Below are 22,069 nucleotides of genomic sequence, written 5' to 3' on the forward strand. Positions count from 1 at the left end.
AACCGTTAATCAGGCTGACGTTGGACAGTCGTATTCCACGCGGTCCCTACTGTGAAGTAGGTCATAGGCTCGCTCCATGCGCCGAGCAAAAATCGTCTGCACCCTCGGGCCCGCCACCGACTCCTACGACCAGATCAAGGGCCTGGTCGAGGCCGGTATGGACGTCGCCCGCCTGAACATGAGCCATGGTTGCCACGCCGATCACGAGGAGCGTTACCGGCGCGTGCGCAAGGCCGCCGACGAGAGCGGCCGCAGTGTCGGGATCCTCGCGGACCTTCAAGGCCCGAAGATCCGGCTGGGACGCTTCGCGGAGGGCCCCGTACTCCTTGAACGCGGTGACGAGTTCACGATCACCACCGAGGAGATCGAGGGCGACCGCCTGGTCTGCGGCACCACGTACAAGGGTCTCGCCGCCGACGTCACGCGCGGTGAGCGGATCCTCGTCGACGACGGCCGCGTCACCCTGGAGGTCACCGGCGTCGACGGCCCCCGGGTCCGCACCCTGTGCATCGAGGGCGGTCTGATCTCCGACAACAAGGGGCTCAACCTCCCCGGCGTCGCCGTCTCCGTGCCCGCGCTGTCCCAGAAGGACGTCGAGGACCTGCGCTGGGCGCTGCGCACCGGTGCCGACATCGTCGCGCTGTCCTTCGTCCGCAGCGGCCGGGACGTCGAGGACGTGCTGCGCATCATGCGCGAGGAGGACCGCCGGGTCCCCGTCATCGCCAAGATCGAGAAGCCGCAGGCGGTCGAGAACCTCGAGGAGATCGTCGCCGCGTTCGACGGGATCATGGTGGCCCGCGGCGACCTCGGCGTCGAGATGCCGCTGGAGGCCGTGCCCATGGTGCAGAAGCGCGCCGTCTCCCTCGCCCGGCGCAACGCCAAGCCGGTGATCGTGGCGACGCAGATGCTGGAGTCGATGATCGCCTCCTCGCGCCCCACCCGCGCCGAGGCCTCCGACGTCGCCAACGCCGTCATGGACGGTGCCGACGCGGTCATGCTCTCCGGCGAGACCAGCGTCGGCAAGCACCCCGTCGAGACGGTCAGGACCATGGGCCGGATCGTCGCCGCCGCCGAGGAGGACATGCTCGCGGCCGGCCTGCCGCCGCTGACCGAGCAGAACAAGCCCCGCACCCAGGGCGGCGCCGTCGCGCGCGCGGCCGCGGAGATGGGCGACTTCCTCGACGCCAAGTACCTGGTGGCCTTCACCCAGTCCGGCGACACCGCCCGGCGGCTCTCCCGCTACCGCTCGCCGATCCCCGTGCTCGCCTTCAGCCCCGAGCCGGCCACCCGCTCCCAGCTCAGCCTCACCTGGGGCGTGGAGACCTTCCTCGGCCCGATGGTGCAGACGACCGACGAGATGGTCGACCAGGTCGACGAGCAGCTGCTGCGCATCGGCCGCTGCCAGGAGGGCGACGTGGTCGTCATCACGGCGGGCTCGCCGCCCGGTGTTTCGGGGACGACCAACCTCGTGCGCGTGCACCACATCGGGGAGGACGACTCCCCTTCGCACCGCTGACGCCGCCGGTGCCGCCCGCGGCCGGGCGGCGGCCGCGCGCCTCCAGCAGGAGCGCGAGCGACAGCAGCGCGACACCGAGCAGGAGGGAGCCCCACGGCAGGTAGGAGGTCATCAGCAGCACCGCCTGCCGCTGGGAGCTCACCAGGTCGACGGTGTGCCGGACGTAGTCCTCGCGCATCTTCACGTGCCCGGCGAACGCGGTGATCGGCCGCTGCTTCCCGTCGGTGAAGCGCATCTCCTCGCGGTGGACCTCCTCCCCGTTGACCGGGGCCCCGGTGACCGGGTCCACCCAGAACATGCGCTTGGTGGTGTACCAGCGCTCCATGCCCATCGCCGCGACGGTCTGCGGGGTGACGCCCTCGACCGGCATCCTCTTCGGCAGCGGCACCTTGGTCCAGGGCACGGTCTGCTCGAAGTAGTAGACCTCCAGGCCGCGGAACTCCTGCGTGCCCCGGTAGTGGATGGGCGCGGAGCTCCGCGCCTGCGCGTCGAAGTAGTAGTAGTCCCGCTTCTGCGTGAGGAAGGGGAACTTGAACTCGACGCCCCGGCGTTCGACGGGGTCGCCGTCGACGCTCTCGCCCCCCGCGTGCACGGGCTCCTGCGTGTGCGCGTCGAAGACGTACCGCTCCGGGACCTGGGAGACCATCGCGCCGTCCGGGCCGACCACGTAGGCGAGCCCGTCCCACACGACGACGTCGCGGCCGGTGGCCCGGTCGATCCTGCGGGCCTCCTCCACATCGCCCTTCAGGGTCTGCACGATGCTGACCTTGGCGACCTTCTTCGGCCGCATCGTGCCGTAGTCGAGCAGCGTGGCGTCCCGCGCCTCCAGGACGACCGCCTGGTACTGGCCCGCGGGGATCTTCGCCAGCCGGGGGAACGCGTACCAGCGGACGAGCGGTGACAGCGCGGTGAAGAACACCGCGAGGGACAGGAGGACCAGGCTCGACCTGCGGCGCATGGGACCGCCCTCCTACGGGTGCGCGGGGACGGTGGTGAGCAACGGCTCGGGGGAGGTGCTGCCGTCCGGCGGACCGACCGCGGTCACGAGGAGGACGATCGCGAACGCGGCGACGAGTCCGATGGCCGCGGCGATGACTGCGCGCATGGCCGTACCTCCCGGTCGTACGGCTACGTCGGCTGGGCCGGTGCACCGTAGCAACCGGGAGGTGAAATGAGAACAGGTTCTACGGCGTCAGTTGACCGGGCCGGTGGCGGTGCCGCCCTCGGTCTCCGTCGGCGACGGGCTGTCCCCGGGGGAGGCCGTCGCGCACGGGTCGGGCGTACCGGTCTGCGACGGGGACGTCGTGTCGGTGGGGGTCGCCGTGGGCGAGCCCGAGTCCGTCGGGCAGGTCGGCGGGTCCGTCGGGCCGGACGGCTCGGTCGGGTCCGTGGTCGGATGCGTCGGGTCCGTGCTGGGGCCCGTCGTCGGGGAGTCGGTGGGCGAGGGGTGGCCCGACGGGGTGCCGATCGTGCCGCTGGCGGACGCGGTCGGGGTGGGCTTCTTCGTCGGCGAGGCGCTCATGGTCGGGGACCACGTCGGCGACGGCGAGGTGGAGGGCGTCGTGGAGGACGGCGGGCTGTCGGGGAGGTCGCTGCCCGCGTCGCCGATGTCGGGGACGGAGACGACGCCGCCCTTGCGGAAGTGCTCGTACCAGGACAGGACGGTGTTCAGGTACGCGGTCGAGTGGTTGTAGCCGAGGATCGCCTGGTGCAGGTTGCTCTCGATCGACAGGTCGCGGTTGCCCGCGCAGAGGTAGCGGCCGGCGGCGAGTGCCGCGTCGAATATGTTGTTCGGGTCGCTGACGCCGTCGTCGTTGCCGTCGGCGCCCCAGGTCTGCCAGGTCGACGGGATGAACTGCATCGGGCCGATCGCCCGGTCGTGGACGGTGTCCCCGTCCCACTTGCCGCCGTCGGTGTCCGTGATGTTCGCGAAGCCGTCGCCGTTGAGGACCGGGCCAAGTATGGGGGAGAGCGTGGTGCCGGCGGAGTCGACGTTGCCGCCGCGCGCCTGGTTGGACTCGACCTGGCCGATCGCGGCCAGCAGCTCCCAGCGCATGTTGCAGCCCGGGTCGCTGGCGGCGAGCGCTGTCTCGGCCCTGCGGTAGGCCTCCAGCACGGACGCCGGCAGGCCGGTGCCGTCGGTCGTCACGGTGCCGGTGCCGGTGCCCGGGGTGGCGGAGCCGCTCGGTATGGGCGTGTTGAGCGGCGGCAGCTCGGTGAAGTAGTCCGACGAACCGCCGTCGATGGGGTCGCCCGGCGGGGGCACGATCGGGGCGCCGACGCCGGTGTTGAGGACGCCCTGCAGTAGTCCGGGAGCCTGGGAACCCGTCAGCGCCGCCATGGCCGCGGCGGCCACCGCGGTGCCCGCGACTCCCCTGCGGATCCGCCGTCCGTACCGCGCTCGCATACCCGGTGCCCCTCCCGAAAGCCGTATTGCCCGTCTCCCTGCGTGGCAACCCTGGTGACCCTACGGCAACTTCCTGAACGGAGCCACCGTCCCGGACGTCGCATACTGATCGGACAGATGTGTTCCGGAAGAGGTTGCATGCCGTTCACGATGAGTCATGCGTTGGCAGTGCTGCCGGGTCTGCGGCAGGACCGCGCCGGCACCGTACGAGGTCGCGGCCCGCTCGTCGCGGCGGCCCTCGTCGCCGGCTCCTTCGCCCCCGACGTGCCCTTCTTCGCCGACTCGCTGGTGCGGGGCCTGTTCGGCTACGGACAGTTCACCCACGCCCCGCTCGGCGTCGCCCTCGTGGACCCGGTCATCGCCGCCGCCCTGGTGGGCGGCTGGGTGGTGCTGCGCGGCCCGATGGTGGCCCTGCTGCCCGAGCGCCGGCAGCCGAGGATCGCCGCCCTGGTGGGTGTCGGCGACCCGGTGCGGCCCTCGGCCCGCTCGGTCGCGGCCTTCTGGCTGTCGGCGGTGGCCGGATCGACGACCCACGTGGTCTGGGACGCCTTCACCCACCCCGGGCGGTGGGGCGTGCGCCTGCTGCCCGTGCTCGACCACGAGGTGCACGGCACGGCCCTGCACAAGTACGTGCAGTACGGGAGCTCGGCCGTGGCGCTGGCGGTGCTGGGCTGGTACGGGCTGCGCGCCCTGAGGGCCGCGCCCGATCCGGCCGAAAAGCGCCCCTCCCTCGTGCCCCGGCTCTCACGCCGGGCCCGGCGGCTCGCCCTGGCCGTCCTCGGCGCCACCACGGCCGCCGGGGCCGCCGTACGCGCGGAGCAGTGGTATGAGGCGACCGGCGACGCCGCCGGGATGATCCCGGCCGGACTGTTCGGCGCCGGAGCGGGACTCGCCCTGGCCGCCGCGACCTGCGCCGGCGCGGTGCACCTCACGCACCGCGCCGCCCGCCGCGACGGCCCGGCGGCGGCCGGTCAGTGGGCCGCCGACTCCCAGTCCGGGCCGACGCCCACGGAGACGTCCAGCGGCGCCCGCAACGGGTAGGCGGCCGCCATCTCGCGGCGGACCAGCTCCTCCACCGCCGCCCGCTCCCCGGGGGCGACCTCGACCACGATTTCGTCGTGCACCTGGAGCAGCAGCCGCGACCGCAGCCCCTCTTGCGCGAGAGCCGCGTCCACCTTCAGCATCGCGACCTTGACGATGTCGGCGGCCGAGCCCTGGATCGGCGCGTTGAGCGCCATCCGCTCGGCCATCTCGCGGCGCTGCCGGTTGTCACTGGTGAGGTCCGGGAGGTAGCGGCGGCGGCCCATCAGCGTCTCGGTGTAGCCGGTGACCCGGGCCTCCTCCACCACCCGCTGCAGATAGTCCCGCACGCCGCCGAACCGCTGGAAGTACGTCTCCATCAGGCCGCGCGCCTCGGCCGCCTCGATGCCCAGCTGCTGCGACAGGCCGAAGGCCGACAGCCCGTACGCCAGGCCGTACGACATCGCCTTGATCTTGCGGCGCATCTCGGCGTCCACCTGCTCGGGCGGCACCGAGAAGACATAGCTGCCGACGGTGGTGTGCAGGTCCTCGCCGGAGTCGAAGGCCGCGATCAGGCCCTCGTCCTCCGACAGGTGGGCCATCACCCGCAGTTCGATCTGGCTGTAGTCGGCGGTCAGCAGCGACTCGTAGCCCTCGCCGACCACGAAGCCGCGGCGGATCGCCCGGCCCTCGTCGGTGCGCACCGGCACGTTCTGCAGATTGGGGTCGGTCGAGGACAGCCGGCCCGTGGCGGCCACGATCTGGCTGAACGTGGTGTGGATCCGCCCGTCGGGAGCGATCGTCTTGACCAGCCCCTCGACCGTCACCCGCAGCTTCGCCTGCTCCCGGTGACGGAGCATGATCACCGGCAGCTCGTGCTCGGTCTGCGCGGCCAGCCACGCGAGAGCGTCCGCGTCGGTGGTGTAACCCGTCTTGGTCTTCTTCGTCTTGGGCAGCCCCAGCTCGCCGAAGAGCACCTCCTGGAGCTGCTTGGGCGAGCCCAGGTTGAACTCGTGCCCGACCGCGGCGTGCGCCTCCTTCACGGCGAGCTGCACCTCGCCCGCGAACCGCTGCTCCAGGCGCTCCAGATGCTCGCGGTCGGCTGCGATGCCCGCCCGCTCCATCCGCGCCAGCAGCGCCGAGGTCGGCAACTCCACCTCGCGCAGCAGCCGCAGCGCGCCGTCCTGCTCCAGGCGCGCGGCGAACGCGTCAGCGAGGTCCAGCACGGTGCGCGCCTGCACCATCAGCGCCTCGGACTCGGCCTCGTCGTCGGCGCCGAAGGCCAACTGCCCGTCCTCGCCGCCCGCGGGGGCCAGCTCCCGCCCCAGGTACTCCACCGACAGGTCGTCCAGCGCGAACGAGCGGCGGCCGGGCTTCACCAGATACGCGGCCAGCGCCGTGCACATCGAGACCCCGTCCACGCTCCAGCCGTGCTCGGCCAGGACCCGCGTCACGTTCTTGGCGTTGTGCAGCGCCTTCGGCCGCGCGCCGTCCGCAAGCCACGCCGCGAAGGCCCGCTCGTCCTTCTCGTCCAGCGCCGCCGGGTCGAACCACGCCGCCGGGCCCTGCGCCGTCGCCAGCGCCACCTCGGACACGCTGCCCGCGCCCAGCGCCCACGCGTCGACCGTCGCCACGCCCAGCGGCCCGCCGGCGTGCTCCGCCAGCCAGTCGGCCAGCTCGCCCGCGGCCAGCACCCGGCCCTCGACGGCGACGCCGCCGGCGACCTCCTGCGTGCCCTGCTCCTCGGCGCTCGGGTCGGCCGCGTACAGCCGCTCCCGGAAGTTGGGGTGGCGGAACTCCAGCGTGTCCAGCACGTTGTCGAGCGCGTCCCGGTCGTACGGCTGCCGCGCCAGCTCCTCCGGCCCGCACGGCAGCTCCACGTCCCGCACCAGCTCCGTCAGCCGGCGGTTGAGCTTCACCGACTCCAGGTGCGCGCGCAGGTTCTCGCCCGCCTTGCCCTTCACCTCGTCCGCGCGCTCCGCGAGCTCCGCGAACGACCCGAACTGGTTGATCCACTTGGCGGCGGTCTTCTCGCCGACACCCGGGATACCGGGCAGATTGTCCGACGGGTCGCCGCGCAGCGCCGCGAAATCCGGGTACTGCGCGGGGGTCAGCCCGTACTTCTCCTCGACCTTGCCCGGCGTGAACCGGGTCAGCTCGGAGACGCCCTTGGTCGGGTACAGCACCGTGACGTGGTCCGAGACGAGCTGGAAGGAGTCGCGGTCCCCGGTGACGATCAGCACCTCGTACCCCAGCGCCTGCGCCTGCGTGGCCAGCGTGGCGATCACGTCGTCCGCCTCGTAGCCCTCCGTGGCGAAGCGCTGCACGTGCATCGTGTCCAGCAGCTCGCCGATCAGCGCCACCTGGCTGCGGAACTCGTCCGGCGTCGCGGACCGGGTCGCCTTGTACTCGGGGAACTCCTCCAGGCGCCAGGTGCGCCGCGAGACGTCGAACGCGACCGCGAGATGCGTCGGCTGCTCGTCACGCAACGTGTTCGCCAGCATCGAGGCGAAGCCGTACACCGCGTTCGTCGGCTGGCCGGTGGTGGTGTTGAAGTTCTCCACGGGCAGCGCGTAGAAGGCCCGGTACGCCAGCGAATGCCCGTCCAGCAGGAGCAACCGGGGCCGCTCACCCCCCTGGGGTGCGGTGCCGGTCGCTGCGCTCGTCTTCTCTGCCTTTGCTGCCACGTTCCCGATCCTCCCACGCCCGACTGACACTGCCGGTCCGCGGCCTCGTCGTGGCAGGATCGAAGTCATGGCAGGCAAAGCACCCGCAGGCGACCCCGTCCAGGACGCACCCGAGGTCAGCGCCCCGCAGCATGCCGCTGCCGGGCTCCCGGCCATCGGGCACACCCTCCGCATCGCGCAGCAGCAGATGGGGGTGCGCCGCACCGCGCTCACCCTCCTCAAGGTCAACCAGAAGGACGGGTTCGACTGTCCCGGCTGCGCCTGGCCCGAGCCGGAGCACCGGCACACCGCCGAGTTCTGCGAGAACGGCGCCAAGGCCGTCGCCGAGGAGGCGACCCTGCGCCGGGTCACCCCGGACTTCTTCGCCGCGCACCCCGTCGCCGACCTCGCCCGGCGCAGCGGCTACTGGCTGGGCCAGCAGGGCCGCCTCACGCAGCCCATGTACCTGCCCGACGGCGCCGACCACTACGAGCCCGTCCCCTGGGAGCGCGCCTTCGAGATCGTCGCGGACGAGCTGAACCGCCTGGCGGGCCCCGACGAGGCCGTGTTCTACACCTCCGGCCGCACCAGCAACGAGGCCGCCTTCCTCTACCAGCTCTTCGCCCGCGAGTTCGGCACCAACAACCTGCCCGACTGCTCCAACATGTGCCACGAGTCGTCCGGCTCCGCGCTCGCCGAGACCATAGGCGTCGGCAAGGGCAGCGTCCTGCTGGAGGACCTCTACCGCGCCGACCTGATCATCGTCGCCGGGCAGAACCCCGGCACCAACCACCCGCGCATGCTCTCCGCCCTGGAGAAGGCCAAGGCGAGCGGCGCCAGGATCGTCACGATCAACCCGCTGCCCGAGGCCGGCCTGCAGCGCTTCAAGAACCCGCAGACCCCCAAGGGCCTGGCCGGCGGCGGCACCCAGCTCGCCGACCTCTTCCTGCAGATCCGGCTCGGCGGCGACCAGGCCCTCTTCCGCGCCCTCAACAAGGCGCTCCTGGAGGCCGAGGACCAGGCGCCCGGCACCGTGCTCGACCAGGCCTTCATCGCCGGTCACACCCACGGCTTCGAGGAGTGCGCCGCCGCCGCCCGCGCCACCGGCGCCGAAGAGGTGCTGCGCGCCACCGGGCTGCCGCAGTCCGAGATCGACGAACTCCTCGCCATGGTGCTCGACGCCAAGAGCGTCATCGTCTGCTGGGCGATGGGCCTCACCCAGCACAAGCACTCCGTGCCCACCATCAAGGAGGTCGTCAACTTCCTCCTGCTGCGCGGCAACATCGGCCGCCCCGGCGCCGGCGTGTGCCCCGTGCGCGGCCACAGCAACGTCCAGGGCGACCGCACCATGGGCATCTACGAGAAGCCCGCACCCGCCTTCCTCGACGCCCTGGAGAAGGAGTTCGGCTTCGCCCCGCCCCGCGAGCACGGCCTGGACACCGTCGCCGCCATCCGCGCCCTGCGCGACGGCGACGCCAAGGTCTTCTTCGCCATGGGCGGCAACTTCGTCGCCGCCTCACCCGACACGGACGTCACAGAGGCCGCCATGCGCCGCGCCCGCCTCACCGTTCACGTGTCCACCAAGCTCAACCGCTCCCACGTGGTCACCGGCGCCCGCGCCCTGATCCTGCCCGCGCTGGGCCGCACCGAGAAGGACGTCCAGGCGGCCGGCGAGCAGTTCGTCACCGTCGAGGACTCCATGGGCATGGTGCACGCCTCACGCGGCGGCCTGGAGCCCGCGGGCCCCCTGCTGCTCTCCGAGCCGGCCATCATCTGCCGCCTCGCCCGTGCCGTCCTCGGCCCGGACAGCCGGGTGCCCTGGGAGGAACTCGAGGTCGACTACGACCGGATCCGCGACCGCATCTCCCGGGTGGTCCCCGGCTTCGACGACTTCAACGTCAAGGTGCGCCGCCCCGGCGGCTTCACCCTCCCGCACGCGCCGCGCGACTCCCGCAGCTTCCCCACCGCCACCGGGCTGGCCAACTTCACCGCCGCCCCCCTGGAGTACCCGCACGTGCCCGAGGGCCGGCTGCTGCTGCAGACGCTGCGCTCGCACGACCAGTACAACACCACCATCTACGGCCTCGACGACCGCTACCGCGGCATCAAGGGCGGCCGCCGCGTCGTCCTGGTCCACCCCGACGACGCCGCCGCCCTCGGCTTCGCCGACGGCGCCTACACCGACCTCGTCAGCGAGTGGACGGACGGCACCGAACGCCGCGCCGAGGGCTTCCGGGTGGTCCACTACCCGACGGCCCGCGGCTGCGCCGCCGCCTACTACCCGGAGACCAATGTGCTGGTCCCGCTCGACCACACCGCCGACACCAGCAACACCCCGGCCTCCAAGTCCGTCGTCGTCCGGCTGGAACGGACCACCCCGGTCGGCGGTCACCACTGACCGTCCGGTAGAAAACGGGCCAGTACACCGAACGACGACGATCGGAGCCACCGTCCATGGGCGAGCAGACCACCACCAGCCTTTTCTCCCCGGAGGTCATCGAGCAGTACGCCGGACTCGGCGTCGACCTGGTGGCGCTCTTCTCCGCCGGCGACCTCGGCTCCCGCATGGGCGTCGAGATCGTCGAGGCGACCGCGGAGCGCGTCGTGGGCACCATGCCCGTCGAGGGGAACACCCAGCCCTACGGGCTCCTCCACGGCGGCGCCTCCGCCGTCCTGGCGGAGACCATCGGCTCCATCGGCGCCATGCTGCACGGCGGCCCCGGCAAGATCGCCGTCGGGGTCGACCTCAACTGCACCCACCACCGCGGCCTGCGCTCCGGCAAGGTGACCGGGGTCGCCACCCCCGTCCACCGCGGCCGCTCCTCCGCGACCTACGAGATCGTCATCAGCGACGAGCAGGACCGCCGGGTCTGTTCCGCCCGCCTCACCTGCATGCTGCGCCCGGCCACCCCGGGCACCGTCGCCCCCTGACGACCGCCCGTACGGCGCGGGAGGCGGCCCGATCGGCCCGTACGGCCCGCACAAGGAGAACGGCCCCCGGAATGCTCCGGGGGCCGTTCTCCTCGCCGTATGACGCGCCGTGCGACGCCGGACGTTACGCCGCGCCCTCACCGAGGTAGGCGGCACGCACGCGCGGGTCGGACAGCAGGGCCGAGGCGTCGTCCTCCATGACGATCGCGCCCGTCTCCAGCACATAGCCGCGGTCGGCCAGCTGCAGCGCCTGGGAGGCGTTCTGCTCCACCAGCAGCACCGTGGTGCCCTGGTCGTTGATCTCCTTGATGATCTCGAAGATCTGCTGGACGATCAGCGGCGCCAGACCCATCGACGGCTCGTCGAGCAGCAGCAGGTTCGGGCGGCCCATCAGCGCCCGGCCGATGGCCAGCATCTGCTGCTCACCGCCGGACAAGGTACCCGCCAGCTGCGTACGCCGTTCCGCCAGGCGCGGGAAGAGGTCCAGCACCCGCTCCAGGTCGTCCTTGGGGACGCCCTTGAACCGGTACGCGCCCATCTCCAGGTTCTCCAGCACCGTCATCACCGGGAAGACCCGGCGGCCCTCGGGGGACTGGCCGATGCCGAGCTCCACGACCTTGTGCGAGGGAACGCCGTCGATCCGCTCGCCGCCCAGCCGCACCTCGCCGTGGCGGGGCTGCAGCAGACCGGAGATCGTGCGCAGGGTGGTGGTCTTGCCGGCACCGTTCGCACCGAGCAGGGCCACGACCTCGCCCTGCCGGACCGTCACATTGATGCCCTTCAGCGCCTGGATCGCGCCGTAGAACACCTGAAGGTCGACCAGCTCCAGCATCGCCGGGGCCTCGGTGACGGAACCAGCCGTCTCCTTCTCGAAGTTGGCGGCCTCGGTCATCGGCCCTCCTCCTCGGACTCACGCGGCGCGGGGACTTCGGGAACATCGTCCGCGTGGTGCGACTCGACGATCTCCACCATCTCCGCGACGGCCTCCACGGCCTCCTCGTCGGCCGAACCCAGGTACGCCTCGATCACCGCCGGATCGCGCTGCACCTCCTCGGGCAGACCCTCGGCGATCACCTTGCCGAAGTTCAGCACCATGACGCGGTCCGCGACCGACATCACGAGCTTCATGTCGTGCTCGATCAGCAGCACGCTGATGCCCAGGTCCTGGTTGATCCGGCGGATCAGCTGCTCCAGCTCCAGCTTCTCCGTCGGGTTCGTACCGGCCGCCGGCTCGTCCAGCAGCAGCACCTTCGGGTCGGTCGCCAGCGCCCGGGCGATCTCCAGACGCCGCTGGTCACCGTAGGAGAGGCTCGCGGCGAGCTCGTTGTGCTTGCCCGCCAGGCCCACGTACGACAGCAGCTCCTGCGCCCGCTTGTCGCTGGCCTTCTCGTCCCGGCGCGCCCACGGCAGGCCCAGCATGATCGAGATCGCTCCCGACTTCTGCCGCGACTCCGCCGCGATCTTGACGTTCTCCAGTGCCGTCAGGGCAGCGAAGAGCCGGATGTTCTGGTAAGTGCGGGCCACGCCATAACGGTTCACCAGGTAGGGCTTGGCACCGAGCAGCTTGTGCTCCGCACCGCCCTCCTCGTGGAAGGTGATCGCGCCCTCCTGCGGGACGTAGACGCCCGTCAGGGAGTTGAACAGCGAGGTCTTGCCCGCGCCGTTCGGGCCGATCACCGCGAGGATCTCGCCCCGCCGCATCGTCAGGTTGACGTCCGAGAGGCTGGTCAGACCACCGAACCGCAGCGTCACGCCGCGGGCCTGCAGCACCGGCCCACCGGTCTGCGCGGGCTCCACGCCCGCTTCCTGCACCGCGTTCACGACTTCACGCCTCCCGTCGGCTCGGTCATCGCATCGGCGTCACCGAGGCCCGCCTCCGCCATGTGCAGCTCGCGCTGCCTGCGACGTGAGGGGATCACACCCTGCGGACGGAAGATCATCATGATGACGAGCAGCGCACCGAGGTAGATGAAGCGGTCCTGCTCCGGCACGATGTCACGCAGTGCGTTCGGCAGCCACACCAGCAGCGCGGCACCGAACAGCACGCCCGCGATGGAGCCCATGCCACCGAACACCACGTACGCCAGCGCGAGCACCGACAGCACGATGGTGAAGTTCTCCGGGTTGATGAAGCCGACCTTGCTGGAGTACACCACGCCCGCCAGACCCGAGGTCGACGCGCCGATCGCGAACGCCAGCAGCTTGTACCGGACGGTGTTGATGCCCGTCGCGGAGGCGGCCACCTCGTCCTCCCGGATCGCCGTCCAGGTGCGGCCGATCCGCGAGTGCTCCAGGCGGTTGTACAGGAAGATCAGCACCACCAGGAAGAACAGCAGCAGGTACCAGTACGGCAGCGGGTCCAGCGTCCAGTCGTAGTTGATCGGACCGATGTGGATCGACGGGTGCGGGATGCCGATGACACCGCGCGAACCGTTCGTGAAACCGTCCGAGTTCTTCGCGACCAGGTAGACGATCTCGTGGAAGCCCAGCGTCACGATCGCCAGGTAGTCACCGCGCAGCCGCAGCGTCGGGGCGCCCAGCAGCACACCGGCGATCAGACAGGTGACGATGGCGAACGGGATCGACTCCAGCGCGCCCACCGTGAACGGCGGCTTCACCGGCATGTGACCGGTCCAGAAGGCGCAGGAGTACGCGCCGATGGCGTAGAAGGCGATGAAGCCCAGGTCCAGCAGACCGGCCCAGCCGACCACCACGTTCAGACCGACCGCGATGATCATGAAGATCCCCATCTGCGTGACGAGGACCTCCTGCCAGAACAGGCTGGTGTTGGCCGGGATGACGATCGCCAGCACCAGGACGAGCACCAGTCCGCCCAGCCGCAGCCAGCCGTTGGACCGGAACATCGCCCGCGTCGGCTCCAGCGACTTGCCGACGCTCTGCCTACCCTGCCGGGCCACGTTGCGCACCGGAGCGCCGAACTCCACCAGCGCCCACACACCCACCAGGATGGCCAGGCAGATCCACAGCCGCGCCGACTCGAAGGCGCCGGTGAACGCCGACAGCCTCTCCGCCGGGTTGCCGTCCTCGCCCGTCATCAGCGCCAGGATGAAGCCCAGCACCACCATGCCGAGCAGCCGCGTCCAACGGGGCTGCTGGTACCAGGCCTTGCGGCGCAGTTTCGCCACGTCCACCGAGAAGGACTTGGCAGCGGTCGTGTCGCTCATGCCGACCTCCCCAGACGCTCGCCCATGATGCCCGTCGGACGGAACATCAGCACCAGGATCAGGACCACGAACGCGGTCACGTCGATCCACTGGGTGCCGAAGAGCGGGGAGCTCAGGTTCTCGACGATGCCCAGCAGCAGACCGCCCAGCATCGCACCGCGGATGTTGCCGATACCGCCCAGCACCGCCGCCGCGAAGGCCTTGATGCCCGGCAGGAAGCCCACCGTGAACCAGACCTGGCCGGAGATGCCGAAGCCGTACAGGAAGCCGGCCGCACCACCCAGCAGACCGCCGATGATGAACGTACGGGAGATGATCTTGTCGATGTCGACACCCATCAGACCCGCCGTCTCGGCGTCCTGCGCCACGGCCCGGATACCCGCACCCATCTTTGTACGGTTGACCACCAGGTCCAGGCCGATCATCATCGCGACCGCCGAACCGATGATGATCAGCTGCGTGATCTTCACCGGGGTGCCGAAGACGCTGAAGACCTCACCGTTGGTGTACAGCTCCGGCATCGGCACGGGGTTGCGGCCCCACAGCTTGCCCGCCAGGTTGTACAGGAAGAACGACGCGCCGATCGCGCTGATCAGGAAGACCAGCTTCGGGGCGTTGCGCTTGCGCAGCGGCTTGTACGCCGCCTTCTCCAGCCCGAACGCGGTCAGCGCTCCGACCAGAGCGCCGGCGATCATGCCGACGATCACCCAGACCACGGACGTGAACCCGTGCGGGGACTGCGGGGCGAGCTCGGAGAGCACGACGAGCGAACCGAAGCCGCCCATCATGAAGACCTCGCTGTGCGCGAAGTTGATGAGCTGGAGCACGCCGTAGACCAGTGTGTACCCGATCGCGATGACGGCGTACATGGAGCCCGTCGTCAGGCCTGGGATGAAGTAGTCCCAGAAGTTGTGGAAGAGATTCATGGTGCGTGGGAATCCTTGCTGAAGCCGGTGAAGGGCGGCGAGAACGCATCCGGTACAGCGATGGGGAGCGCGGGGCGGCGGCCGGAGTCCGTGCCGCGTCCCGCGCCCCCCACCTCAGATGCCGGTTGCCGGATCAGCCGTTGCTGAGGGTGGCCACGTCACCCAGGTAGCCGATCTTGCCGTCGGCGACCTGGTACAGGTACACGTTCTTGATCTTCAGCTCGCCCTTGTCGTCGAAGGCGAAGTCCTTGGTCAGACCCTTGTAGTTGACACCCTTCAGGGCCGCCAGCAGCTTGTCGCGGGTGACGTCCTTGCCGAGCTTCTTCATCTCGGAGATGACCAGGTTCGCGATGTCGTACGACTCGGCCGAGTAGGTGCCCGGCGGCGTGTTGAACTTCGCGGTGTACGCCTCGGTGAACGCCTTGGTGCTCTCGTTCTTCGTGGCGTCGGTGCACGGGCAGGTCAGGAACCACTTGTCGGCCGCGGCGCCGGCCAGCTCCACGAACTTCGCGTCGTTGGAACCGTCACCCGAGATGCCGATGCCCTTGAAGCCGCCGTCCGTCAGCTTCTTGGCGAAGGGCGCCAGGTCCGCGTAGTAACCCGCGTAGATCAGCGCGTCGGCCTTCGAGTTGACGACCTTCGTCGCGGCGGCGGTGTAGTCCGGGGTCTTGGCCGGGACGGAGTCCGTCTCCACCGTGACGCCCGCGGCCTTCAGGTTGTCGATCGCGACCTTGGCCAGACCGACGCCGTACTCGCTCTTGTCGTCGATGACGAAGACCTTCTTGGCCTTCTCCTTCTTCGACAGGTACTCGGCCATGCCGGCACCCTGCTCGTTGTCGTTCGGAGCACCGCGCAGGAACGAGGTGAAGCCCTGGCTCGTCAGGTCCGGGTTGGTCGCCGACGGCGACACCGCGGCGAGCTGCGCCTGGGCGTACAGGCCACCCGAGGCCTTGGTCGGGCCGGAGAACGCCGGGCCGACGACGGCGACGACACTGGTGTCACCGATCAGCTTCTGGGCGGCGGCGGGCGCCTGGTCCGGCAGACCCTGGTCGTCACCGTCCACGACCTTCAGCGTGAAGGGCAGGTCGCCCTTCTTGTTGGCCTCTTCGACGGCCAGCTTCAGACCGTTGTTCTCGTTGATGCCCAGCGCGCTGTTGTCGCCGGACAGCGGACCCTGGAAGCCGATGGAGAACGTCGGCTTGCCGCCGCTCTTGCCGCTGTCGTCCTTGCCGCCACCGCATGCGGTGAGCGCGAGAGCGCCAACTGCCACCGGGATAGCAAACTTGACGAACTTGTTGTTGAGCACTACGACCCCCTGGAGCCGCCCAATGAGATTACGAGTCGGCGGGCCGTAGGCCCTCCGGATTGCGACCGCGTGAACATCACGCGGGTTGGCGGGAATGTAATCCGCTGATCAGGCACTCAGATAGGTCGTAGGAAGATATGTGATCGGACGGTGACCTGGGTCATGTGCCGGAAACAGAACGGTCCTTACCGGTAACCGGACGACCCGTGGGGGAGAGATGCAGGCAAAGGTCCGATTTGGCGGCCTTGTGCGACGGGCGGCCCACCGGCCGCTCGTGACCGCGCTGGCCGGAGCGCTCGCCGGAGCCACGGTAGCGGCCCTCGTCGCCGCGGCGACATGGCCCCACCCTTCCCCGCCCGCGACCGGGCAACCCCTCCGTCAGCTCGAAATCCCCCTCGACGCACCCGCCGTCAAGGCGGGGAACCTCGAATTCCGCGCCCTCGCGCTGCGCTGCGGCATCGCCGTCATCGTCGGCACCCACGCCGAACACCCCGCGAAAGGCCGCCTCTGCCGCGTCCGCATCGGCGTCACCGTCGACGACTCCGTCAGCGCGCGCCTCGACAACGACCTCCACCGGCTCGTCCTCGCCGACGGCAGCGGGCACTCCATGGACTGGGAGGCCATGCAGATCAAGCGCCAGCCCCTCACCATCGGCATCGGCGCCCACGACAGCGCCCAGTACGACCTGTGGTTCGACATCCCCCGCGACGCCGCCGTCGACCACCTCGCCGTCACCAACGACAAAGGGATGCCCGCATCGGACATCCCTCTGCCATCGCTTGACTGGCCCGACCACTCGGCCTGAACCGCTCCCCGGCCGACGCTACTTGGCGGCGCCGTCCACCTCGTCCAGCACGGCCTGCGCCACCGCCTGCATCGTCATGCGGCGGTCCATCGACGTCTTCTGGATCCACCGGAACGCGGCCGGCTCCGACAGCCCGTACTTCGTCTGCAGGACGCTCTTCGCCCGGTCCACCAGCTTGCGCGTCTCCAGTCGCAGGCTCAGGTCCGCGACCTCCGCCTCCAGCGCCCGCAGCTCCGTGAACCGCGACACCGCCATCTCGATCGCCGGCACGACGTCGCTCTTGCTGAAGGGCTTCACCAGGTAGGCCATGGCGCCCGCGTCCCGGGCCCGCTCCACCAGCTCGCGCTGCGAGAAGGCGGTCAGCATCAGCACCGGCGCGATCTTCTCCTTGGCGATCCGCTCCGCGGCCGAGATCCCGTCCAGCACGGGCATCTTCACGTCCAGGATCACCAGGTCCGGCCGCAGCTCCTCGGCGAGCTTCACGGCGGTCTCGCCGTCCCCCGCCTCACCGACGACGGAGTAGCCCTCCTCCTCGAGCATCTCTTTCAGGTCGAGCCTGATCAGAGCCTCGTCCTCGGCGATCACCACGCGGGTGGTCTGCGGCGGTACGTGCGACTGCTCGTCAACGGGCTCGGCGGCGCTCACGGGACTCCTCGTTCCAGGGCAGGTGCTGCGAGTAGAGCCTACCTAGCTGCGGTGTCGCGTACCCACACGGTACGCTGTGATCCGCAACCCGCCGGGTTGGTGGAACGGCATACACGGATGTCTCAAACACATCTGCCCGTGAGGGCTTGCGGGTTCGAATCCCGCACCCGGCACTTTTTCATGAACATCCCTTTCGAGTGAATGTTCCCCTTTCTCCCTCGTTGATCTTCGGCTTCCACTCAAAGTGGGCGCATGGTCGCACAAGGGAACGATTTGCGTCACCAAGCGACGGCCCTCTGCCGCTCGGGCATGCGGAACGCCGAGGTCGCCCGCCAGCTCGGCGTTCCGCCGGGAACCGTGAGCTATTGGCTGCACCTGGATCGCTCAAGACGTGGTGAATGTCCAGGACGGCGGCCTCCGCCACCCTGCCCCCGGTGCGACGACACTCCGCTCGACGAGGCGGCGTACGCCTATCTCCTCGGGCTCTACCTCGGCGACGGCCACATCATCCAGCACTCGCGGCACCGCGTGCCCAGTCTGATGATCACGTGCTCGGAGAAGTGGCCCGGGCTCATCGACGAGGCGGAACGAGCCATGCGCGCGGTCTTCCCGCAGAACAGGACGTGCCGCGTCCGCAAGACCGGGGCACTCAATGTCAAGGTCTACTCGAAGCACCTGTGGTGTCTGTTCCCGCAGCATGGCGAAGGCCGGAAACACGAACGCCACATTGCCCTCGAGCCGTGGCAGCAAGCGATCGTGGACAGGTACCCGTGGGGGTTCATCCGCGGACTCATCCATTCCGATGGCTGCCGGACCACCAACTGGACGACTCGGATCGTCGCGGGGGAACGCAAGCGCTACGAATATCCCCGCTACTTCTTCACCAACAAATCCGACGACATCAGGCGGCTCCTCACGGACACCCTCGACAAGGTCGGGGTGGAGTGGCGGGTCACCCGGCGCGGCAACGATCCGTACAACGTCTCCGTCGCCCGCCGGGAGGCCGTCGCGCTCATGGACCGCTTCATCGGTCCGAAGCTTTGAGCCGGGCGCTTGTGTGCCGGGTGGCCACCGCCGTCGTGGGGTCCTCGGGCCAGGGGTGCTTGGGGTAGCGGCCGCGGAGTTCCGCGCGCACCGCGCGGTAGCCGTCGCGCCAGAAGGAGGCGAGGTCGGCGGTGACGGCGGCGGGACGGCCGGCGGGGGAGAGCAGGTGGACGAGGAGGGGGACGCGGCCGCCGGCGATGCGGGGGGTGGCGGTCCAGCCGAAGAGTTCCTGGAGCTTGGCGGCGAGGACGGGGCGGTCGTCGTCGTAGGAGACGCGGACCTTGGAGCCGGAGGGGATCTCCAGGCGTTCCGGGGCGAGTTCGTCGAGGCGGGCGGCTTCGCCGGTGGCCCAGGGCAGGAGGCGGCCCAGGGCGGTGGCGGCGTCGGTGCGGGCGAGGTCGGCCCGGCGGCGGGCGGTGGCGAGTTCGGGGGCGAGCCACTCGTCCGCGCGGGAGAGCAGGGCCTCGTCGGAGACGTCGGGCCAGGGGGCGCCGATCTCGCGGTGGAGGAAGGCGAGCCGCAGCCGCAGGGTGTCGGCGTCGCGGGTCCACCTCAGCAGGCGGGGTCCTTCGCGGCGGAGGCCGTCGAGGAGGGCGGTGCGCAGTTGTGCGGGGTCGGGGCGGGCGAGGGGGCGGGTGGTGAGGGTGATCGCGCCGAGCCGGGCGGCGTGGTGGGCGGTGACGTCGCCGTCGGTCCAGGTGACCTCGTCGGTCTCGGTGAGCAGGGGCTCGGCGGCGGTGCGGGCGGTGTCCTCGTCGATGACGGCGGCGAGGCGTACGCGGGCGGAGGGGGAGCCCGCGGGGCGGTCGGCGACGGCGACGGCGAGCCACTGGGGGGTGCCGAGGCGTGTGCCGTCGGCGAGTTCGGCTGCGGTGCCGGAGGCCATCAGGTAGCCGGTGCCGGTGCCACTGCCGGTGCCGCGGCGGCGGGCGACGCGTTCGGGGAAGGCCAGCGCGGTGACGAGGCCGGCGGCGGTGTCGTCGGTGAGCGCGGTGGCGGGGTGGTCGGGGGCCGCGGCGGCGAGGCGGCGGGCTTCGCGGCGCCAGCGGTCGGCGTGGGCGTCGTGGGCGCGGCGGGCGGTGCGCCAGGCGGTGGCGAGGTCGTCGCCGTGGTCGCGCGGGGGTTGCTCGGAGAGGAGGGCGACGATGTCGGCGGCGCGGCGGGTGCCGGTGCGGGGCGCGCCGTCCATGAGGGCGCGGGCGAGGCGGGGGTGGAGCCCGATGCGGGCCATGCGGTCGCCGCGGTCGGTGGTGCGGCCGTCGGGGCGGAGGGCGCCGATGGCGGTGAGGACGTCGTGGGCGGCGGCGAGGGCGCCGGTTGGCGGCGGGTCGAGGAGCGCGAGCCCGGAGGCGTCGGGGTCGCCCCACGCGGCGGCCTGGAGGGCGAAGGGGGTGAGGTCGGCGACGGCGATCTCGGGGGAGGGGTAGCGGGGCCGGCCGGTGTCCTCGGCCTCGTTCCAGCAGCGGTAGGCGGTGCCGGGGGCTTCCCGTCCGGCGCGTCCGGCGCGCTGGGCGGCGGTGGCGAGGGAGGCCCGGACGGTGGTGAGGGAGCCGAGTCCGCGGGCGTGGTCGGTGCGGGGTTCGCGGGCGAGGCCGGAGTCGACGACGACGCGGACGCCGGGGACGGTGAGGCTGGATTCGGCGACGGAGGTGGCGAGGACGACGCGTCGCCGGATGCCGTCGCCGCCGCGGAGCACGGCGTCCTGGACGGAGGCGGGTGCCTGGCCGTGGAGTTGGAGGACCTCGGCGCCGATGTCGCCGAGCAGGCCGGCGACGCGGGCGATCTCGCCGGTGCCGGGGAGGAAGCACAGGACGTCGCCGTCGGCGGCGCGCAGCGCGGTGCGGACGGTGGCGGCGACGTGGTCGAGGAACGCGGGGTCGACGCGCATGCCGTGGGGCGGCCGGATGCCGTGCGGCGGGGGTGCGTGGGTGACGGCCACGGGGTGCATGTGTCCCTGGGCGTGGACGACGGGTGCGTCGCCGAGCAGCCGTGACCATGCGTCGGCGTCGGTGGTGGCGGAAGCGGCGACGAGGCGCAGGTCGGGGCGGAGGGCGGCGCGTACGTCGAGCAGGAAGGCCATGGCGGTGTCGGCGTCGAGGTGGCGTTCGTGGCACTCGTCGAGAAGGACGGTGGTGGTGCCGGGGAGTTCCTGGTCGCGCTGGAGCCGCTGCAGGAGGACTCCGGTGGTGACGACCTCGACGACGGTGCGGGGGGAGACCTTGCGGTCGCCGCGGACGGTGTGGCCGACGAGGCCGCCCGGCTCCTCGCCGAGCAGCCAGGCCATGCGGCGGGCGGCGGCCTTGGCGGCCATGCGGCGCGGTTCCGCGACCACGACGCTCCGGGTGGGCCGGTCGTCGAGGAGGCCGGCGAGGGCGAGCGGGACGAGGGTGGTCTTGCCGGTGCCGGGCGGTGCGGCGAGGACGGCGCAGCCGTGGCCGTCGAGGGCGCCGTGGAGGGCGGGCAGGGCGGTGCGCACCGGGAGGGCGGCGAGGGCGTCCTCCCGCGGTCGCGCGGGGCGGGGAGTCACGGGGCGACGCAGACGAAGATCGCGGTGCCGGGGATGACGCGGCCGCGCTGCGGGGACCAGCCGCCCCACTCCGCGGTGTTCCAGTCGGGCCATTCGGGTTCGACGAGGTCGACGAGCCGGAAGCCGGCGGCGCTGAGTTCGCGGACGCGGTCGCCGAGGGTGCGGTGGTGTTCGACGTAGACGGCGTGCCCGTTCTCGTCCTGTTCGACGTAGGGGGTGCGGTCGAAGTAGGAGGCGGAGGCGGCGAGTCCCTCGGGGCCGGGTTCGTCGGGGAAGGCCCAGCGGACGGGGTGGGTGACGGAGAAGACCCAGCGGCCGCCGGGGCGCAGGACGCGCCGGACCTCGCGCATGACGCGCGCGGTGTCGGCGATGAAGGGGAGGGCGCCGTACGCGGAGCAGGCGTGGTCGAAGGAGGCGTCGGCGAAGGGGAGGACGCCGGCGTCGGCCTGCACGAGCGGGAAGGGGCTGCGGCCGTCGTCGATGCGGCGGGCGTGCTGGAGCTGGCGGTGGGAGAGGTCCAGGGCGACGGGCCGGGCGCCGTGCGCGGCGAGCCAGCGCGAGCACTGGGCCGCGCCGGCGCCGATCTCGAGGATGCGGGCGCCGTGGAGGCCGGCGGCGGGTCCGAGGAGCTGGAGTTCGTCCTCGGTTGCTCCTTCCGGGCCCCAGACGAATTCGGAGTCGCCGAGGAACTCCCCGTGGTCGCTCTGGTACTCGTCCGCGTTGCGGTCCCACCATCCGCGGTTGGCTCGGCTGCTCTCCGTGTCGTCGGCGACACGGCGCGTGGCCTCGGGTTCTTCGGGGGCTGGCCGGGGGGCCGGTGCTTGGATCATCGCGCTGGTCGTCGTACCCTCTGTGGTGACCTGTGGCTGCGGTGTCACCGCAGCACGTCTATGTGCCAGTGCCCGGTACGGGGTGTTACGCCCGTGGTGTGCTCTTCGTGCATTGACCGTGCCCGGCTGCCCCCGTATGCTACAAGTTGCGCTGCGAGCCTGCGCGCCTCGGACGGAGCAGGCTGCGCTCACATCTGTTGTACCTCTCGGCCTTGTGGGCTGTCCGGAATCGGCAGGAGCGAAACGGGCTTACGGCGTAGC

Annotated in this window: 18 protein-coding genes and 1 tRNA gene; 7 read left to right on the top strand and 12 right to left on the bottom strand. The window is 71.1% G+C overall.

Features of this window, described 5'->3' with window-relative positions:
* Nucleotides 1-76: 76 nt before the first annotated feature.
* Nucleotides 77-1,516: a pyruvate kinase gene (gene pyk, locus CHF15_RS02990; protein ID WP_089221975.1), complete on the top strand. Its 1,440-nt coding sequence runs from the start codon at nt 77-79 to the stop codon at nt 1,514-1,516.
* Here the strand turns inward: pyk and CHF15_RS02995 are convergent.
* From CHF15_RS02995 to CHF15_RS03000, 3 genes are all read right to left on the bottom strand, one after another.
* Entirely contained in the window at nt 1,425-2,474 is a 1,050-nt protein-coding gene (locus tag CHF15_RS02995) for a DUF3068 domain-containing protein (protein WP_089221976.1), read from the bottom strand. The two genes, pyk and CHF15_RS02995, sit on opposite strands and share 92 nt — an antisense overlap.
* A 12-nt stretch (nt 2,475-2,486) precedes the next feature.
* Nucleotides 2,487-2,621, bottom strand: coding sequence for an SPW_0924 family protein (locus tag CHF15_RS43790; protein WP_107418524.1), 135 nt, complete (start codon nt 2,619-2,621; stop codon nt 2,487-2,489).
* Between the two features lie 87 nt (nt 2,622-2,708).
* The gene (locus tag CHF15_RS03000) at nt 2,709-3,923 is read right to left on the bottom strand and encodes a lytic transglycosylase domain-containing protein (RefSeq protein WP_107418525.1); all 1,215 of its coding nucleotides are present in this window, start codon (nt 3,921-3,923) and stop codon (nt 2,709-2,711) included.
* 168 nt (nt 3,924-4,091) lie between these two features.
* Between CHF15_RS03000 and CHF15_RS03005 the strand changes: the two genes are divergently transcribed.
* Nucleotides 4,092-4,964 carry a DUF4184 family protein gene (locus CHF15_RS03005; RefSeq protein WP_245938650.1) on the top strand — a complete coding sequence of 291 codons (873 nt, stop codon included), beginning with the start codon at nt 4,092-4,094 and terminating at the stop codon, nt 4,962-4,964.
* Here CHF15_RS03005 and polA read toward each other — a convergent pair.
* Nucleotides 4,895-7,630 carry a DNA polymerase I gene (gene polA, locus CHF15_RS03010; RefSeq protein WP_089221978.1) on the bottom strand — a complete coding sequence of 912 codons (2,736 nt, stop codon included), beginning with the start codon at nt 7,628-7,630 and terminating at the stop codon, nt 4,895-4,897. The genes CHF15_RS03005 and polA overlap by 70 nt on opposite strands.
* 67 nt (nt 7,631-7,697) lie before the next feature.
* Between polA and CHF15_RS03015 the strand changes: the two genes are divergently transcribed.
* Nucleotides 7,698-10,007 carry an FdhF/YdeP family oxidoreductase gene (locus CHF15_RS03015; protein ID WP_089221979.1) on the top strand — a complete coding sequence of 770 codons (2,310 nt, stop codon included), beginning with the start codon at nt 7,698-7,700 and terminating at the stop codon, nt 10,005-10,007.
* Between the two features lie 56 nt (nt 10,008-10,063).
* Nucleotides 10,064-10,540, top strand: coding sequence for a PaaI family thioesterase (locus CHF15_RS03020; protein WP_089221980.1), 477 nt, complete (start codon nt 10,064-10,066; stop codon nt 10,538-10,540).
* Between the two features lie 124 nt (nt 10,541-10,664).
* Here the strand turns inward: CHF15_RS03020 and CHF15_RS03025 are convergent, their stop codons facing one another.
* The 5 genes from CHF15_RS03025 to CHF15_RS03045 all read right to left on the bottom strand — a co-directional run bounded on the left by CHF15_RS03025 (nt 10,665) and on the right by CHF15_RS03045 (nt 15,921).
* Entirely contained in the window at nt 10,665-11,432 is a 768-nt protein-coding gene (locus tag CHF15_RS03025; RefSeq protein WP_089221981.1) for an ABC transporter ATP-binding protein, read from the bottom strand.
* Nucleotides 11,429-12,361 carry an ABC transporter ATP-binding protein gene (locus CHF15_RS03030; RefSeq protein WP_089221982.1) on the bottom strand — a complete coding sequence of 311 codons (933 nt, stop codon included), beginning with the start codon at nt 12,359-12,361 and terminating at the stop codon, nt 11,429-11,431. The genes CHF15_RS03025 and CHF15_RS03030 overlap by 4 nt, the downstream gene beginning before the upstream one ends.
* Entirely contained in the window at nt 12,358-13,725 is a 1,368-nt protein-coding gene (locus tag CHF15_RS03035) for a branched-chain amino acid ABC transporter permease (protein WP_089221983.1), read from the bottom strand. The genes CHF15_RS03030 and CHF15_RS03035 overlap by 4 nt, the downstream gene beginning before the upstream one ends.
* Nucleotides 13,722-14,651 (bottom strand): branched-chain amino acid ABC transporter permease, encoded by a 930-nt coding sequence (locus CHF15_RS03040; RefSeq protein WP_018557217.1) that lies wholly within the window; start codon nt 14,649-14,651, stop codon nt 13,722-13,724. Before CHF15_RS03040 ends, CHF15_RS03035 begins: the two co-directional genes overlap by 4 nt.
* Nucleotides 14,652-14,784: 133 nt before the next feature.
* Nucleotides 14,785-15,921, bottom strand: coding sequence for a branched-chain amino acid ABC transporter substrate-binding protein (locus CHF15_RS03045; protein WP_322975660.1), 1,137 nt, complete (start codon nt 15,919-15,921; stop codon nt 14,785-14,787).
* A gap of 310 nt (nt 15,922-16,231) precedes the next feature.
* Here CHF15_RS03045 and CHF15_RS03050 point away from each other — a divergent pair, with 310 nt between their 5' ends.
* Nucleotides 16,232-16,762, top strand: a complete 531-nt coding sequence (locus tag CHF15_RS03050; protein WP_143681515.1) for a hypothetical protein — start codon at nt 16,232-16,234, stop codon at nt 16,760-16,762.
* An 18-nt stretch (nt 16,763-16,780) separates the two neighbouring features.
* Here CHF15_RS03050 and CHF15_RS03055 read toward each other — a convergent pair whose 3' ends face one another.
* On the bottom strand, nt 16,781-17,407 hold the full coding sequence (locus tag CHF15_RS03055; RefSeq protein ID WP_089221986.1) for an ANTAR domain-containing response regulator: 627 nt from the start codon (nt 17,405-17,407) through the stop codon (nt 16,781-16,783).
* 90 nt (nt 17,408-17,497) lie between these two features.
* On the opposite strand from CHF15_RS03055, the gene CHF15_RS03060 reads away from it, so the two are divergent.
* A tRNA-Leu gene (locus CHF15_RS03060) sits at nt 17,498-17,580 on the top strand.
* A gap of 79 nt (nt 17,581-17,659) precedes the next feature.
* Complete coding sequence (locus CHF15_RS03065; RefSeq protein WP_089221987.1) at nt 17,660-18,451, top strand: hypothetical protein; 792 nt, start codon at nt 17,660-17,662, stop codon at nt 18,449-18,451.
* Here CHF15_RS03065 and hrpB read toward each other — a convergent pair.
* Together hrpB and CHF15_RS03075 are read right to left on the bottom strand one after the other, a co-directional pair.
* The gene (hrpB, locus tag CHF15_RS03070; protein WP_245938632.1) at nt 18,432-21,071 is read right to left on the bottom strand and encodes an ATP-dependent helicase HrpB; all 2,640 of its coding nucleotides are present in this window, start codon (nt 21,069-21,071) and stop codon (nt 18,432-18,434) included. The two genes, CHF15_RS03065 and hrpB, sit on opposite strands and share 20 nt — an antisense overlap.
* Nucleotides 20,975-21,808 (bottom strand): class I SAM-dependent methyltransferase, encoded by an 834-nt coding sequence (locus CHF15_RS03075; protein ID WP_089221989.1) that lies wholly within the window; start codon nt 21,806-21,808, stop codon nt 20,975-20,977. Before CHF15_RS03075 ends, hrpB begins: the two co-directional genes overlap by 97 nt.
* Nucleotides 21,809-22,069: the final 261 nt, after the last annotated feature.

The organism is Actinacidiphila glaucinigra (assembly GCF_900188405.1).
Taxonomy (GTDB): Bacteria; Actinomycetota; Actinomycetes; order Streptomycetales; family Streptomycetaceae; genus Actinacidiphila; species Actinacidiphila glaucinigra.

What these genes read in the sequence shown, in the direction of transcription:
- CHF15_RS03075 (WP_089221989.1), bottom strand. Translation starts at nt 21,808, where the DNA reads ATGATCCAAGCACCGGCCCCCCGGCCAGCCCCCGAAGAACCCGAGGCC.
- CHF15_RS03065 (WP_089221987.1), top strand. Translation starts at nt 17,660, where the DNA reads ATGGTCGCACAAGGGAACGATTTGCGTCACCAAGCGACGGCCCTCTGC.
- CHF15_RS43790 (WP_107418524.1), bottom strand. Translation starts at nt 2,621, where the DNA reads ATGCGCGCAGTCATCGCCGCGGCCATCGGACTCGTCGCCGCGTTCGCG.
- CHF15_RS03040 (WP_018557217.1), bottom strand. Translation starts at nt 14,651, where the DNA reads ATGAATCTCTTCCACAACTTCTGGGACTACTTCATCCCAGGCCTGACG.
- CHF15_RS03035 (WP_089221983.1), bottom strand. Translation starts at nt 13,725, where the DNA reads ATGAGCGACACGACCGCTGCCAAGTCCTTCTCGGTGGACGTGGCGAAA.
- CHF15_RS03020 (WP_089221980.1), top strand. Translation starts at nt 10,064, where the DNA reads ATGGGCGAGCAGACCACCACCAGCCTTTTCTCCCCGGAGGTCATCGAG.
- CHF15_RS03025 (WP_089221981.1), bottom strand. Translation starts at nt 11,432, where the DNA reads ATGACCGAGGCCGCCAACTTCGAGAAGGAGACGGCTGGTTCCGTCACC.
- pyk (WP_089221975.1), top strand. Translation starts at nt 77, where the DNA reads ATGCGCCGAGCAAAAATCGTCTGCACCCTCGGGCCCGCCACCGACTCC.
- hrpB (WP_245938632.1), bottom strand. Translation starts at nt 21,071, where the DNA reads ATGGCCCGACTGGAACACCGCGGAGTGGGGCGGCTGGTCCCCGCAGCG.
- CHF15_RS03015 (WP_089221979.1), top strand. Translation starts at nt 7,698, where the DNA reads ATGGCAGGCAAAGCACCCGCAGGCGACCCCGTCCAGGACGCACCCGAG.
- CHF15_RS02995 (WP_089221976.1), bottom strand. Translation starts at nt 2,474, where the DNA reads ATGCGCCGCAGGTCGAGCCTGGTCCTCCTGTCCCTCGCGGTGTTCTTC.
- CHF15_RS03000 (WP_107418525.1), bottom strand. Translation starts at nt 3,923, where the DNA reads ATGCGAGCGCGGTACGGACGGCGGATCCGCAGGGGAGTCGCGGGCACC.